The 16,132-nt window shown below is 31.7% G+C and carries 9 protein-coding genes and 1 pseudogene; 3 read left to right on the top strand and 7 right to left on the bottom strand.

From position 1 onward, the window contains the following. Window positions 1-17: 17 nt before the first annotated feature. From MOO46_RS05960 to MOO46_RS05950, 3 genes are all read right to left on the bottom strand, one after another. Window positions 18-632 (bottom strand): transposase, encoded by a 615-nt coding sequence (locus tag MOO46_RS05960; RefSeq protein WP_249510771.1) that lies wholly within the window; start codon window positions 630-632, stop codon window positions 18-20. Between the two features lie 112 nt (window positions 633-744). Further along, window positions 745-2,103, bottom strand: coding sequence for an FAD-dependent oxidoreductase (locus MOO46_RS05955; RefSeq protein WP_249510770.1), 1,359 nt, complete (start codon window positions 2,101-2,103; stop codon window positions 745-747). 215 nt (window positions 2,104-2,318) lie between these two features. Beyond that, complete coding sequence (locus tag MOO46_RS05950; protein ID WP_249510769.1) at window positions 2,319-3,692, bottom strand: MFS transporter; 1,374 nt, start codon at window positions 3,690-3,692, stop codon at window positions 2,319-2,321. A 177-nt stretch (window positions 3,693-3,869) separates the two neighbouring features. On the opposite strand from MOO46_RS05950, the gene MOO46_RS05945 reads away from it, so the two are divergent. Next, entirely contained in the window at window positions 3,870-4,778 is a 909-nt protein-coding gene (locus MOO46_RS05945; RefSeq protein WP_249510768.1) for a hypothetical protein, read from the top strand. Window positions 4,779-4,828: 50 nt separating this feature from the next. On the opposite strand, the gene MOO46_RS05940 is transcribed toward MOO46_RS05945, so the two are convergent. Next, complete coding sequence (locus tag MOO46_RS05940; protein WP_249510767.1) at window positions 4,829-6,178, bottom strand: dihydrolipoyl dehydrogenase family protein; 1,350 nt, start codon at window positions 6,176-6,178, stop codon at window positions 4,829-4,831. A gap of 151 nt (window positions 6,179-6,329) precedes the next feature. On the opposite strand from MOO46_RS05940, the gene MOO46_RS05935 reads away from it, so the two are divergent. Next, window positions 6,330-6,665: a hypothetical protein gene (locus tag MOO46_RS05935; protein WP_249510766.1), complete on the top strand. Its 336-nt coding sequence runs from the start codon at window positions 6,330-6,332 to the stop codon at window positions 6,663-6,665. A gap of 103 nt (window positions 6,666-6,768) precedes the next feature. After that, a complete protein-coding gene (locus tag MOO46_RS05930; RefSeq protein ID WP_249510765.1) occupies window positions 6,769-7,182 on the top strand; it encodes a hypothetical protein in 414 nt (137 codons plus the stop codon). Window positions 7,183-7,233: 51 nt separating this feature from the next. On the opposite strand, the pseudogene MOO46_RS05925 reads toward MOO46_RS05930, so the two are convergent. The 3 genes and pseudogenes from MOO46_RS05925 to MOO46_RS05915 form a co-directional block, all read right to left on the bottom strand. After that, a pseudogene (locus MOO46_RS05925) lies at window positions 7,234-8,619 on the bottom strand (aldehyde dehydrogenase family protein); the annotation flags it as partial. An 84-nt stretch (window positions 8,620-8,703) separates the two neighbouring features. After that, window positions 8,704-12,420 carry a helicase-exonuclease AddAB subunit AddA gene (gene addA / locus MOO46_RS05920; RefSeq protein ID WP_249510764.1) on the bottom strand — a complete coding sequence of 1,239 codons (3,717 nt, stop codon included), beginning with the start codon at window positions 12,418-12,420 and terminating at the stop codon, window positions 8,704-8,706. Continuing rightward, on the bottom strand, window positions 12,420-15,995 hold the full coding sequence (locus MOO46_RS05915; RefSeq protein ID WP_249510763.1) for a PD-(D/E)XK nuclease family protein: 3,576 nt from the start codon (window positions 15,993-15,995) through the stop codon (window positions 12,420-12,422). The genes addA and MOO46_RS05915 overlap by 1 nt, the downstream gene beginning before the upstream one ends. Window positions 15,996-16,132: the final 137 nt, after the last annotated feature.

Genomic DNA, 16,132 nt, shown 5'->3' with positions numbered 1-16,132 from the left:
TAATTTTACAATTTACATCATCTAAATTTTTCGGAAGATTTTTTTATGTCATCTAAACAATTTTCTAAATGAATAATAATTTCATCTAGATTATCTGAAAATACTTCTGAATTTTTAGGAATCAAATTATTATATTTAGCATCATTTAAATCGTGAAGTAAACTAATTATCTCTTGAAAATTTAACTTATCAAAATAAATCATTTTTCCACGCCAAACAAATGAATACTTGTGCTTAGTAATTATACATTTATTATCATTAACCACTGTAACTTTCAAAAAATGATTACTATATAAATTTATATCCAAAGACTTCATACACTGGTTGATTAAATCATCGGTCTCATCCAAAGTTCGAAAATAACAAATTGTTTTATACGAAGGAATCCATCCATGCGTTAGCCAAAGAGATGGTAAATCTTCCTTCACTAATTCATTAATTTGGCGACTGCTAAATATATCTTTATAATACGCAAATAGCAATAACTTAATTAAGTTTATATTTTCATTTTGAGAAAACTTATTAAATGAATTAACATTATCAATTAAAGTAGATTCGACAACCTGATCGATAATTTTAGCTTGATGATTGCTATCGGGTTGCCAATTAATTAGATCTATTTTATCGCACAATTTTTAAAACTCCCTTATAGAAAAATTATTATGTAAAAAAGACGCTCAGAAAATGAGCGTCTTTAAAAATTTAAATTAATTACCAAATTCTCTATAAAAGTATAATAACATATTATTTTAAATCTTTTAATGCTTGTTGGGCAGCCACATTCATAATATTCCATGGACGATCAAAGCCTGGTTGGAAGAAGAAATCAGCATAAGCTAGGTCTTCAACTTTCATGTGAGCTTGAATTGCCAATGAAATAGTATTCATGTTTTGAGTAGCATCTTGTTTAGACATGACTTGACCACCCAAGATTTCATGAGTATCAGGGTTATAAGTTAATTTGAATAATACTTTCGCATTACCAGCATCGTCTGGGACAAATGCAGGTCTAAAAGTATCAGTTACTGTTGTTGATTGTGTTTTAACATCAAAACGTGATGCAGTGCCTTCTTTAATTCCAGTAGAAGCAAACTTGTAATCAAAGACAGATAATGCGCTGGATCCAGAAACTGGAACCATCTTATGTTCTTGACCTAGTGCATTCATTGCAGCTGTACGACCTTCACGACGAGCGTTAGTTGCTAACGCAATAACTGCTTTTTCACCAGTTGGGGCAAATGGAACTAGAGTTGCATCTCCAATTGCATAAATATCAGGTTCGCTGGTTTGCATATATTCATTATTTTTGATGAAACCATGGTCATCTAAATCAATTACGTCATTTAGCCATTCTGTATTAGGACGAATCCCAGCAGCTTCAATCACTAAATCAGCTGGAATTTCATTGCCTTTCGCAGTGACAACTGTATTAACTTTACCATCTTCACCACGATATTCTGTAACACCTTGGTTTCCATAAAAGTCGACATTATGGTCTTTCATGACATTGGTTAAAGTATCAGTAAATTCTTTATCTAAATATGCACCCAATAAGCGTTCGTTATGTTCAACAATTGAAACGTGCATTCCTGCTTTAGCAAATACTTCTGCAGCTTCAATCCCAATATAACCTGAACCAATAACTGCGACATTTTTTACATTATGATCAACAGTTTTTTCTTTTAATTTAATTGCCCAGTCACGACCACGCATTTTATAAATGTTTTGTAAGTCTTCACCCTTAACACCAAGAGTTGCTGGATTAGCACCGGGACTAATAATTAACTTGTCATAATGTTCATCACGTTCAGAACCATCATTGTGATTTAAGACATGAACAGAGTGATTTGCAGGATCAATTGAATTAATTTCTTGTTGTACAAAAACATCAACGCCTTCTTTATGCATTTGATCTGGCTTCGCATAGCTAACATCATTAACGTGTTTAACTACTCCTTCAAGATATAATTGCATCCCACAAGATAGAAAAGAAATGAAATCACCTTTTTCATACCATTGAATTTCAGTATCTGGTTTATCCAATAAAATTTGACGTACCGCTTCATAACCACCATGTGAGGAACCTAAAACAATAACTTTCATAAACTTATAACCTACCCTTCAAGTCTTTTTATAATTGTTTTTATTTTATAATCATTATAATCTATAAACATAATATAACAAATGTTTTTATGAATTACAAATTAAAAGAACTAAATATAAAGATCAGCTATTTTAGCGTAATCTATACAAAAGAATGGTCCATCACAAGTAGTTACTAAAAAAGGAGAACACTAAAAAGTGTTCTCCTTTTTTTACTATTTAGATTCTTTTGTGGAAAATACCACAACAAATTCAATCACACTAATTACGGCTAGAAAGACTAGCGCAAAAGTGTAACCCATAATTGGATTAGCTGGATTTACAGCAGTAACTTTAGTAACAATTGTGGATACAATCACTGTTCCAATTGCTCCAGCAAATTGTTGAACTGTCGTTAAAATGGCATTTCCATCGGCTTTAATCTCAGGTGATAGATAATCAAGTCCTTTAGTCATGATATTACCATATGATAAACCAATCCCAATCATAATAACGGTATAAAAAACTGTTAATATAATATCAGTTAAACTATATGAATTGATAGTTAGGTAAACTAAAGAAACAATAATCGCAGCAACTCCTGATAGAATTGGTTTCTTGGCACCAAAACGATCTAAAAGGCTTCCTGAGAATGGAGAAATAATCGCCCCCATCACAGCACCTGGTAATAAAATCAGTCCAGCAATACTGGAACTACTATGATTAATAATTTGAACATAGTTAGGAACTACAAATGATAGTCCCAAAATAATTAGTTGGTTAATGAAAAACGCAACTACATATTTAGAATAAGATCCATTCTTCAAAATATTCATTCGAAGAATTGGATTTTGTTTACGATTCTGCATTTTAACAAATACAGTTAAAGCAATAATTCCAATCAATATTGGTAGTAGTACATAAAAATCTAATAATGGCCTACTACTAATATTACTGATACCAACAATTAGTCCGGCAAAGGTTAAAACAATTAAGATAAAACTGACAATATCAAATTTATCATTACTTAACTCATTCTGAACTAACTTAGGTACTGCAATAATCCCCAATATTAAAGACATAACTAAAACTGGAATTAAAATTATAAAAATATAACGCCAACCAAGCGTATTAACAATAATTCCTCCAAAGGTCGGACCTACTGCCGAAGCAGCAGCAGTAATCAGGGAACCAAATCCCATCATGAATCCTAAACGACTTTTAGGGACATTTTCCAAAATAATATTAAACATCAGTGGTAATGCAATTCCCGTTCCAACACCTTGAATCACCCGACCTAACAGGATAAAAACAAAGCTTGGTGCAAAGGCATCGACAAGTAATCCAATTATGAATAATACATTGGAAAAAATAAATAAATGACTGGTCTTAAAACGACTCTTCAAAAATTTAGATAGTGGTATTACACTCGATAACACCAATAAATAAATGGTCGTGATCCATTGAACAACATTCAGACCAATATGGAACTCGGAAATTAAAGTAGGAAAAGTTATGTTCATCGAGGTTTCAACGGTCACCCCACTAAAAGTCATAACTCCTACGGCAACAATTGCTAATAATACGCTTCTTGATATTCTCTCTTTCATTAAATAAACATTATATTTCGTCTCCTAATAAAATTTACACTTACAGTAAGTGCATTAGCAAGAAGTAATTATAAAGAATAAAAAATTTTTTTGCAAGGAACAAATAATTATCGATTAAAAATAACTTGAACTACAATGTAAGTGAATAATTAATATATTTAAAAGGAGTGGATTGATTTGTTTAATTATAATATTTTGGCTTTAGTATCAAAAATAGCAAAGACATATCCAGACAAAGCTGTTAGCATGCAAAGTATCAAGGAATATATTATTAACGATTTAAGAATTAACATTCCTAAAGATAATCTATTATCAAGTGAATATTCTAAAATTAAAGACCAATTTCATCTAATTTCTGTCGGTGAAATGGCAAATAAATTATTATCACTTCAAAATAATAAATCTTTAAAATTACCAAAAGATTTTACAAATGATTTAGATAATTTAAAAGATAGCAAAGAACTAATTGATTTAGACAAATTCGGTAACATGACCAAAAGTCCTAACAAAGATGGCGGAATTAGTGTGCAATTTACTATTGATAGTTTAATTAAAAATGGTCTTCCTAATCCGGTAACTTATAAAGAGCTTAATTATCGTGTCCAAGATTTCTTAGATTATGTTGTAACTAGTGACCAACCTAATGTCGATAAGTACATCGATAAAGCCAACAATAAATTGGATGGATTAATCAGTATAATTTCAGAAATTGCGATCCAAGTCCCTGATAAAAAAGCTTCAAGAAGTAGCATTATCAAATTAATCAAAGAAGGTCACAGAAATAATCCTACTCAAGATGGACTATTACTATGCAGTATTCTTTTAGATGCACACATGATGGCAGCTCGAGATTTCAACTTATTAAATAGTGGCAAGAAAGAATATATTGCATTTGCTAAAAAGCATCCTGAACAAGATAAAAAATTAGAAGAAATGGAAAAAGCAGATTTAATCTTGGACTTAAAAGATTATGAACATCTAGTGGGTGATAAAGTCCAATTTAATTACAATGATTTTGTTAAATTACCAAATAGCGTTACCTATAGTGAATTACTTGATGGGCTTAGAAAAACACAAATTAAATAATTATGTAAAAAAATAGTGATGAATTTATCATCACTATTTTTTGTTTTATATTAACCTGGAATTCCACCTGTAAGTAATTGAATTAAACCATAAACTTCATCTGGGAAAGCCATGATTGCTGAATCATCAACTTCTTCTGGGGTCATCTTGTTATTAATAATAATTGATAACGCATTCGCGATTTGAACGGATTGAGCACCAAAAATTGTTGCTCCAACAATTTGATTTTCCTTATTCAAAACAACCTTAGCTTCAGAAGTATTATCATCTAATGGTTCAAAGACTAACATTCCATACTTAAGATTTTTAATTTCGTAATCATCGTTATCTTTAACATCTTTAGGTTTTACACCAACTTGAGCTAAACGTGGTAATGAGAATAAAGCTTCAGCAATTGGTGGATACTTAATTGCTGGATTATCATCATTTAAAATATCTTTAGCAATATAATTAGATTCATAAGTAGCAGTAGGTGTTAACTTAGGTTGTGCCTTAGCAATTGCATCACCACTAACAAAGATATTATCAACACTAGTTCTCAAATGATCATTAACCTTAATTCCTTTAGGACTAGCTTCAATCCCTAATTTATCTAAACCTAAGCCTTCATAATTAGCAACACGACCAGTTGCATCTAGCACATAATCAGTATTAACTTCTAAGCCTTCTTTAGTTTTTAGAACAAAACCATCAGCAGTCTTATCGACAGATTCAACATTTTGGTTAAAATCAAATTTGATGCCTTTATTTTGCATTTGCTTAGTAAGTTTTGCTACATATTCTGGGTCAAAGTTACGTAATGGTTTATCAGAATGACCAATTACTTCAACTTCTGCACCAGCAGCATGTGCTAAATCAGCAAATTCATAAGTAATAATTCCAGTTCCAATAAATGTAATGTGTTTTGGCATTTCAGGCATACTTAAGAAATCACGACTTTCTTTTAAGTATTCTTTACCTTTAATGTCTAATTTTGATGGATGTAAACCAGTTCCAATCACAATATAGTCAGTTTCATAACTATCATCGCCAACTTTAATATGATGAGCATCTTCAATTGATCCCCAACCATCAATGATATCAACCCCTAATTTAGGGAATGATTCACGAACAGCTTTGTGTTCAGGATCTGAATCTAACATTTTATGTTTATGATCCATTAATTCTTTCCAATCAATTTTAACGTCACCTTTTAAAGCAACACTATTTTCCACTTGGTTAAGAACGTGAGCCGGACGGTCTAATAGGAATTTAGCGTTACATCCATAGTTAGTACAAGTTCCAAAAATCTTGTCACCTTCGATTAAGGCAACTTTTTTACCTTTTTTGGCTAGTTTTAAAGCACCATGCCAAGTTGCATGGCCACTACCTAAGAACATTACATCATATTTTTGGGTCATAATTATGCTTCCCTTCAGTAGTTAATTTTATTTTAACGTTGAACAGTATAGCAGGATTAATAAAAAAATAATGTTAAAAAGCTCATTGATAAATTGAATTAATAGTTTAATCAAAGAAGTGCTATTAAATGCCAAAAATAGCATTATTAAAATGCATCAATATGAAAATAAAGTAAAAAAAGAAGTTAAAACTGAAGATAATTATAAAAAAGAAATTTTCATCAATAACATTATTAGATGTGATTATTGGATCACAGATGAAAAAATTCAACACAAAATATTTAAATATATTGAAGAAGAAGAAAACTCAATTGCATTGGACAAAATTTTAAATAAAGACGAACTTAATCAACTAACTCAAAATTTATCCGAAATAATTAAAAAATCAGGTCATGAGAATAAAAATTATTTAAACGATAGAAAAGATAATATTGGAAAATATGTCGATGTCTTTAGAAAAGGTGAAGAGGCCCTCTTGAGTATTTGATTAGAAGCTATCACACCAGCTAAAGAAAAAGTAATTTAATTTGTTGTAAAAATTTTAAATCTTGCTATAGTTAAAGTTAAAAATAATAGCTGGAGATAATTTTATGAAATCAATTAAAAAGACAGTGTTAGTATCAGCAATTTTATTAAGCGGAATTGGTCTATTCAGTCCAAACATTGCTAGCGCTAATATTAACTCATCCAAAGCAAAAGTGATGCCAAATGCTAGTTCCAAATACTGGGCAAAGTATCGTAAAGTAACCGTTACTAAAAATACAACTGTCTACCAAAATAAAATAGTTGTCCCTCACTATAAGTCATCAGATAAAAAAGATGGTGTCCTTAAAAAAGGTAGTACCGTTTATTTATCAAATAAGATGCGCAAAATGGCTGATGTATCATATCCATGGATTATTAAAAATGCAAAATACAAACCTTCAAATAATAATAAAACAGAAGTTTCATATATTTACAGTGTAAATAACGAAAGTAATAATTGGTTTAAAATTAATCAATAATAAAAAAGCTCGCTAGGAATAAATTTCCTAACGAGCTTTTTAATTAGCTTATTTCATATACTTAGCAACTAGTTGTTCAAAGTTTTTATTTTCTAGTGGGTAAGCAATTGTTTTGTAATTTAATAAATCAGAATCAGTTACATTATGGGAAATTGAATTATAACCCCATGAACCAGTTCCTAAAGTAAGTGATGGATCCATTCCATTAACAATATCACCAACACCACCAATTCCACATGGTGTATTAACTAGAATCCGACATGCTTTCATGGTTAAACCAAATTCAGTTACTAAATCATCATCAGTAGTACGGATGGCAGCGGTGTGACCTAGACCACCATAGTTCAATAATTGTTCAACAATGCTGAACGCATCTTTATGGTCTGTAGCTTTATAAACTGAAACAACTGGTGATAATTTTTCGCCTGATAATAAGTGATCTTTTCCAATGCCAGTTAATTCAGCAGCTAAAACTTTAGTATCAGATGGAACTTCAATTCCAGCCATTTCAGCAATTTTAGTAGCTGGACGACCTGCAATGGGGCCATTTACGCCACCAGTTTTTTCGTTGAACATGGTTTTGGCTAATTTAGCTTGGTCAGATGCTTTAACAAAGTAAACCCCTTTGTCAGTTAACTTCCCTTTTAAGTCATCATAAATAGCATTGTCGATAACTAGACTGTTTTCAGTTGCACAAATCATCCCATTATCGAAAGTCTTGGATGCCAAAATATCATCAGCAGCAGAATCCAAATCAGCTGATTTTTCAATATATAATGGACCATTACCGGGGCCAACACCTAAAGCTGGCTTTCCAGTAGAATATGCAGCTTTAACCATGGCAGGACCACCAGTGGCTAAAGTCGTAGCAACCCCATCATTATTGATTAGTTGATTAGTAGCTTCAATACTTGGTTCAGTAATCCATTGAATACTGCCTTCAGGAGCACCAGCAGCAATTGCAGCATCTAAAACCACTTGAGCAGCTTTAGACGAACATTTCATTGCTTGAGGGTGGAAACTAAAGATAATTGGATTTCTAGTCTTCATCGCAATAATTGCTTTGAATAAAGTTGTTGAAGTTGGATTTGTAACTGGAGTAATTCCAGCTAAAATCCCTAAGGGTTCAGCAACCGTAACTGTCTTTCTTTCATTATCTTTATTAACAATGCCAACTGTTTTATGGTTTTCAATGCGATGACCAACTTGACCAGACGCAAAGATATTTTTAATTGCCTTATCGTGAGCAACCCCACGACCAGTTTCTTCATATGCCATGTCAGCTAATTCTTGGCTGTGTTCCAATCCCGCTTGAACCATTGCATCGACAATTTTATTTACTTTAGCTTGATCAAAATCCATCATTGTTTTTAAAGCAGCATCTGCTTTTGTTACCAATTTATTAATCATTTCATCTACTTGAACCATTAAGAACATCCTCCTTAAGAAAATCTTAACATCCTTTAAACAAGTACATTGTACCAAATTTCACAAAGTATATTCAATCTTTCTGAGATTAATCTAATCAATTTTTTCGGCGCTATTAATCGATAATAAATATAGATATTTATCAGTAACTGGTTTATTAGTAATTTTTTCTAAAGCTGTCGCATATAGATTAATTTGGCCCCGATATTTTTCAATTATTTTATTTACTTGTTGTTCAGTATTTCTTTGACCAATATAATCAGTTTTATAATCAAAAAGTAAAATATGATCTTCGAATTCTAAGTAACCATCAATAATTCCATGAATTAAAATCTTTTCGTCATTTTTTTCATCAAAGCCTTTAAAAACTAAATTAGCATCCATCAACATTGAAAAAGATGCTTCGCGAGATAAATGATCATAGTTTTCCAAAATAGTTTCACCTAAATCAGTATCAAACAATTTAATAACTTCATCTACATCTATTTTAGAAGCCACTTCTTTAGTTAATACTTGATCAGTCACTAATCGTTCAATCAAAGTTTGAACTTCATTATTTTGGGGAAGATGACTCAAATCTAATTCTTGTAAAATTAAATGAGTGGCTGTTCCAACATCAGCTGGACTAGGCTGGCTGACTGATTGCATAAATTTAGGCTTATTAAAATCACTATTTACATACCGACTACTTTGTTTATTTTCTTGCCAATCTTTATCATAGTTACCTAAAGTAATATTATCCGGATCTTCAAATAATCGTTTAATTTCTGAAACTGATTGATATGCAGTTGTTTGTGTTGCAACTGTATTAGGATAAACAAAGTTCATAATTTGATCAATATCATCAACATTAATATCTTTTGGAACTGGTTTATCTTTCGCAATCTTGGCAAAATGTTCTAACCAATCACGGTTAATTGATTGATCACCACTGATAATATTTTTGGATAAATCATTTTGATTATAAAAACTAACATCAAAGTTAGTTTCGTCATTATCAAGGCCCCGATACATTGTGTCGTCGCCAAATTTATTACGGAAACGTGGATGACGAACTAATGCTGGTCCAATCCAATCTAGATAACTTTTAGCTCCACTTCGCAACGAATTATCTAATAAAACATTCTCATCATGTGCAGATTTATTCCAATTATCAATAATTTTAGTCTGATCATTACCACTTTTAGTAGCACCCACGATGAATAATTGTTGTTCCGCTCTTGTTAAAGCTACATACAACTTTCGCATTTCTTCAGCCAACAAACCTTGGTTTTCCATTTGATTAACTACTTGGCGTTGTAAAGTATCTTCCTTAACTCGATATTTAGAATCAAGATAGGTGATGCCTAAACCTAACTTATCATTTAAAACGTATGGCTTTTTACTATCTTGTTGGTTGAAACCATGTGAAGCATCTAATAAGAAAACCACCGGGAATTCTAGTCCCTTACTTCCATGAATTGTCATGACCGAAACTGCATTTGTATTTTCATCAGCATTAGCTTCGTCTAAATCTTCATTTCGCTCTTGCATCCGACGAACAAAACGAACAAATTGGAATAAACCTTTAAAACTCGTTCTTTCATAATCGAAAGCTCGTTCATATAAAGCATGCAAGTTGGCTTGGCGTTGCTTACCTGCTGGCATTCCACCAACATAATCTAAGAACCCAGTGCTCTGATAAATGTGCCAAATTAAATCCACAATTTCATGTTGTTGTGCAATATCACGAAATTCAGTTAATTGATCCAAAAAAGTTTTCACTTTAGCAAAAACTTGATCACCAAATTCTGTTTGTTGCATGTTTGAATAGTCATACATAAATTTCAAAACAGCATTAAAATAGTCACCAGTTTTAGCATTTATTCTTAAGTATGCCAATTGATTTTCATTTAAACCAACAATTGGTGAGCGTAAGACTGCAACCAATGGGATATCTTGATAGGGATTATCAATAATACTTAATAACGCCATCATAATTTGAATTTCAGTTGTCTTAAAGTAACTCTGTGCTCCATTAACAATTAATGGAATATTATGACCACCAAAAATATCAGACAGAACTAAATTATTATTTCTGGTTGAAGAGATGATTGCAATATCTGAATACTCCACTGAGCGCATTACTTGTTTGCGACGATCATAAATTGGCATTTGTTTGCTAATCATTTCATCAATCTTTTGAGCAACAATTTCAATTTGTCCATGTGCACTATCTTGAATCTGGAATTGTTCATCTACCGCTTCTTGATCATCATCGGTACTCTCATACATCAATACTTCAACGTTAGACTTTAAATCATCAGGATACTTGGCACCTGCTTTTAACTTTGCATCACCTGTATAGTCAATTTCACCAACTTGTTTATCCATAATTTGTGTGAAAATTAAATTAATAAAATCATCAATATTCTTAGCCGAACGAAAATTATCTGGTAAAACGATTGTTCCTTCAGCTGGGTCTTCCATTCGATGAATAAATAATGAAGGATCTGCTAGACGGAAACGATAAATGGATTGCTTAACATCCCCCACCATAAACATGTTACTGGAATCTGTTTTGGCAATTTGTTTAACAATTGCATCTTGCAGTTGATTATTATCTTGGTATTCATCAATCATAATCTCATTATATTGATTCTGCAGGATTTCACGAATTCCTTTTGATTTATCATCTTGTCCACTTAAAATATCGTAAGCATAATGTTCAACATCAATAAATTCTAAAGCATGGCGTTTTAACTTGGCTTGTTGGTAACTATCGCTAAAAGTTAATACTACTCGAACTAATTTATCGACTAATTGTTTGGAAGCAGTCATGATTTTTAAATTATCAGCTTCATTTAAAGCAAAATATTTATTGGGTAATTTTTGAAATGCTTTTTTAGCACCATCACGAATATTTTTTACTCGATCGTGAGTTGCTTTATCCTCATCCTTTGATTTTCTAGGAAAAGTTTTAAATTTAACATCATTGAAAGCAGTTTGTAGTTTATCCCAGCTAGCACTAGATAGTAATTCGATTAAATTATCCATATTATCGATATCATTTTGAACCACTGCAACAATCTTACCTAAGCTATTATCCTCAGCAATGTTTTTGGCAGCTGCAAAAGATAATTTTTGTTGCTGAACTTCATTTTTAATAATGGATAATAAGTGCTTTTGGTAAAAATCACTAGCTGTAATTGAACCACTGTCAATATCATAAATAGCAGGCGTCTTTTTTAACCAATCAACAGGATCTTGATTAACATTGGCATAATCATAAGTTTTAAATACTAGATTAGTTAACCCATCATCAGAACGATCATCAGAAAAATTTTCAGTTAATTGTGCAAAACTACCATCTTTATCATTAGCATATAAATCTTCACGGACATTTTCCCAAACTTGTTCTTTTAACATTTGACTCTCAGTTTGATCAGCTAATAAACGAAAGTTAGGGTCTAAGTTAATAATATAGTAATAATTTTGCACAATTTTCTGACAAAAAGCATCCAATGTTGAAATATCTGAAACTGGTAAACGACGTAATTGTTTAATCAAAAAAGCTTTAACATCATTATCATCAGCATTATTTAACTGATCACGTAAAGCTGTTTGAATCCGGTCACGCATCTCTTTAGCAGCAGCATTAGTAAATGTTAAAATCAACATTTCATCAATATTAATGTGATCATTTAATAACTTATTAATTACGCGATCGACTAAAACGCGTGTCTTCCCGGAACCAGCTGAAGCAGAAACTAAAACATCTTGATCAAAATGACCGTAAACAGCTTCATGTTGTGGCTTTGTATATTCCATTATTGATTGTCACCCCTTAATTTTTTCAAAATGCTATTCAAATTATAATTCTCAACATCACGATAATTATTTTCCTTTAACAGTGGATCAAATTGCATAATTGAGCGATATGGTGTGTACTGCATCGCATCTTGATTTTGATCAAAACGAGCTGGTTTCATATCAATATTTCCAGAAAAGATTTTCTTACCAGCATTAGTAATTAGGTCTTCATTGTGTTTCAATAGTAAGTCTAAATCTTCTGGTTGGACGATGGGACTACTCTTGTAATAACTACCATCTTTTTTCTTTTGAATTGGAAATACTTTGGAAGTTCCATATTTGTCATCAGCAATATTTTTATCAATCTTGTTCAATAAGTCTCCATTATCAACTAAAATTCCTTGATATTTTTGTTTACTTAACATTGCATCAGCAAAAGTTTTTCGTAAATCACTCTTAGAATATTTAGGATTAAAGATATGCATATACACGGCTCCGGCTAGTTCAGCTTTATCCTCTTCATCAAAGATTCCTAAATTATGTGCTAATACATCAATATAAGTCATCATTTGCATTGAAGTTCCATCATAAACGCGACCGAAATCTAGTTTACGTTCACTCGACTTATAATCAACAATCCCTAGATAATCATGACCATCAACATTCATATAATCAATTCGGTCAATTCGACCACGGACATTAATCAACTTAGGTGTTGAAATTTCATCACTTGCTGGAATATCGAAGTTTAATGATTTTAGATCATTTTTATGCCCAACTTGGCCAAATGAAATCTCAGTTTTACGTGGTCGCATTGGTGTAAATTGACTTTGCTTTTGCATTGTTTCAATCGTGTGTTTAATTGTTTTAATCAATTGCGATTTAATATAATTCATTCGACTAGAACTTTGCAAAATTGTGTATTGCATATCATTCGGATCATCCAGCATTTTACCGGTAACTGTATCTACCAACTCATCCATTGCTTGTTTATCCAATGAAGACAAGTCCACATGCTCTTCATTCACAATCCGCATTAATTTATCTAATGCTTCATGATAGAACTGACCAGTACTAGCTGGTGATAGATCAAAAACATCGCGTTCTTTTAAATTCAATCCATACTTCAAGAAGTACTCATATGGATTACTGTAAAATTGTTCCAATTTTGAAATAGAAGTATGAATTTCATCACCATATAACCCAGTAATAATATTTTCAGTTAATTTGGTTGGTGTATTATTATATTCCAAACCACCAAGCAATTTATTCGTTAAAGCCGCTAAATCACTATCTTTACATAGTTGATTATAAATATAGTGCCATACTGGCGCTAATTGAGCATTTACTGCTTTACTATTTTGACTAGCTTGCACTAAATGACGTAAAGTTGAACGCTTATTTCCAATAAATGATTGGACATTAGATTCGCTAGCTGCTGGCATACTATTTAAGTGCACCATTGGAATATTAAAATGTTCCACAATTCTATTTACATATGGCGAAACATTAACGGCACTATCAGTATCTTCCTTTAAACTATATGAAAAGATTAATTTGTCACTACCGGTTAAGAAAGCCAAATAATTCAAGAATGGATCATTAGCCATTTGTTTTTCAGACGTTTCACGCAAATATTGCCCATCAGAAAAATTATCCGCTAGGTCGTCGCGATCAGCATCACTAAATAAGGCTTCATTTGTAATTTTATCAGGCATCACATCATCAGTAGATCCCATCATAAAGACAACTTTACGATTATTCATTTGCACAATTCCACTTTCAGAAATCGCAACTTGGTCTAAGGTCGAAGGAATTTGAGAATAATTAGCACCTTCAAAACCACTTTGTAATAACAATAAAAAGTCATCTAATTTGAATTCACGATCACCTAAGATTGATACAAAATCATCTAATAAATTACAAAATGTTTGCCAAACTTGTTCTGGTTGTGCAGCTTCGACTAATTTTCCATCATCAATTGATGTTTTACGCCAAATTTTTAATTGGTCATCAACGCCCATTTTCACTAGAAATTGGTATAGAACTTGAGCAGCTTGGATTCCAGTTTTGGCATGTTTAATCCGTTTAAAAAACGGTGGTAAATTATCTTTAATAAAATGACGAATTAGATTAATCTGCTTTTCAATATCGGAAAAGCGATCTGCTTTTACCCCAAAATCACTTTCCGAAAGCCAAGCATACTTCCAATCATCTTCTTGCAACCAACGATGACCTTCGTAACCATTTTTAAGTACTAAATTTTCAGTCAAAGCAACTGCTCGACGGTAATCTTCAATAGAAATGTATTCGCCATTTTCATCTTTAGGAATTAACAACTCTGTCTTTAACAATCGCATAACATCAGCATACTGATAGCTGCGTTTACTATTGACGGGATCAATGTTAAATAACGAGTTAATTAATTCAACTAACGGATGATCTTCCATCGAACGACTGACATCATTAAATGAAGGGATGTCTTCTAAATCAAAAATTGGTTTTAAAACATTCTGATAATGATCCAAATGTCTGGTCATTACTAAGAAATCTGAATATCGATAGCCTTGTTCAGCAACCATTTGACGAATCTTAGTCGCAATATTTTCGACTTCAGAAAAGGCGTTGTCAGCTCGAAAAGCTTGAATCGACTTATTATCATCTAATTGAGCAGCATATATTTTCCCCAACTTAGTAGATTGTTGCCAATATTGGTCTAACTTTAACAAATCATTATTAACTCGTTGTTGTTTGGCCATTTTATCCATTAAAATATGAATACCATTTTCACGTGCTAAATTATAAAATCGTTGGTATAACTTAGCCGGTTGATAGAACAAATTAGGATTTTCAGGTAATTGATTAGAATACTTACGATCTAAATTTAATGAAATGGTGACACTTTTGGCCTGCTGAATTAATATTTCAACTAATCGACCTTCTTGCGCTGTAAACTGGTTAAAGCCATTGAAATAAAAATGAGCATTTGATAAATCAAGACTGCCTTCCATTAAGTAATTACAGAATAAGTTCAATACATCTGATTTATACAAATATTTTCCTGCTGTTTGTTGTTCAAAAGCACGGTAAATAATCGTGAAATCATGCATCTTATCGTGTAAACTGGATTTTAAGTTTCCATTGTTTTCATAGATATTATTTAAATCGTCAGCAGTAATTTGACCAGCTTGCATTTCAGCAATTTGTTGTGAAATTTTTTGAATAAAACCCGGTTGTCCACTTTCACCACGAAAAACAGTTAACTCATCTTGATGATCCAAAATAATTTGATAAATTAACATGTTAATCCCTGACTCGCTTAAGCGGGTCCGTTGATAATCTGGATGGTTCTTCATGTAATACCAAACCAAACGGGTAATGGAAAAAGTTTGAAATTTACTTTCAGCGTAAATACTTTTATTATCAACATTCAATTTTTTCAAAGCTTGCACTTCAGATTCAAACTTAATATGGTTAGGTACTAAATAAAAATATTGATCATTTGGCTTGTCATCAATTGATTGTTTTAATTGATCAATGATAACAGCTTCGTGATCATAACTAGCAGTTCCTAAAATAAATTGCAGCGTCATCAAATTACCCCTTTTTATTTTTAGATATAATATTCCTTATTATATAATACGCAGACCATTTTAAAAAATTGAGTAAAATAAAAAAGCCATATTTTAAAAATGTTTCACATGAAACATTCCAAAAACATGACCATAAT

Origin of the sequence: Apilactobacillus apisilvae (genome assembly GCF_023380225.1) — a bacterium.
Lineage (GTDB): Bacteria > Bacillota > Bacilli > Lactobacillales > Lactobacillaceae > Apilactobacillus > Apilactobacillus apisilvae.
Note: the sequence above shows the minus strand (reverse complement) of the source record. Positions and strands in the feature narration are given on the sequence as shown.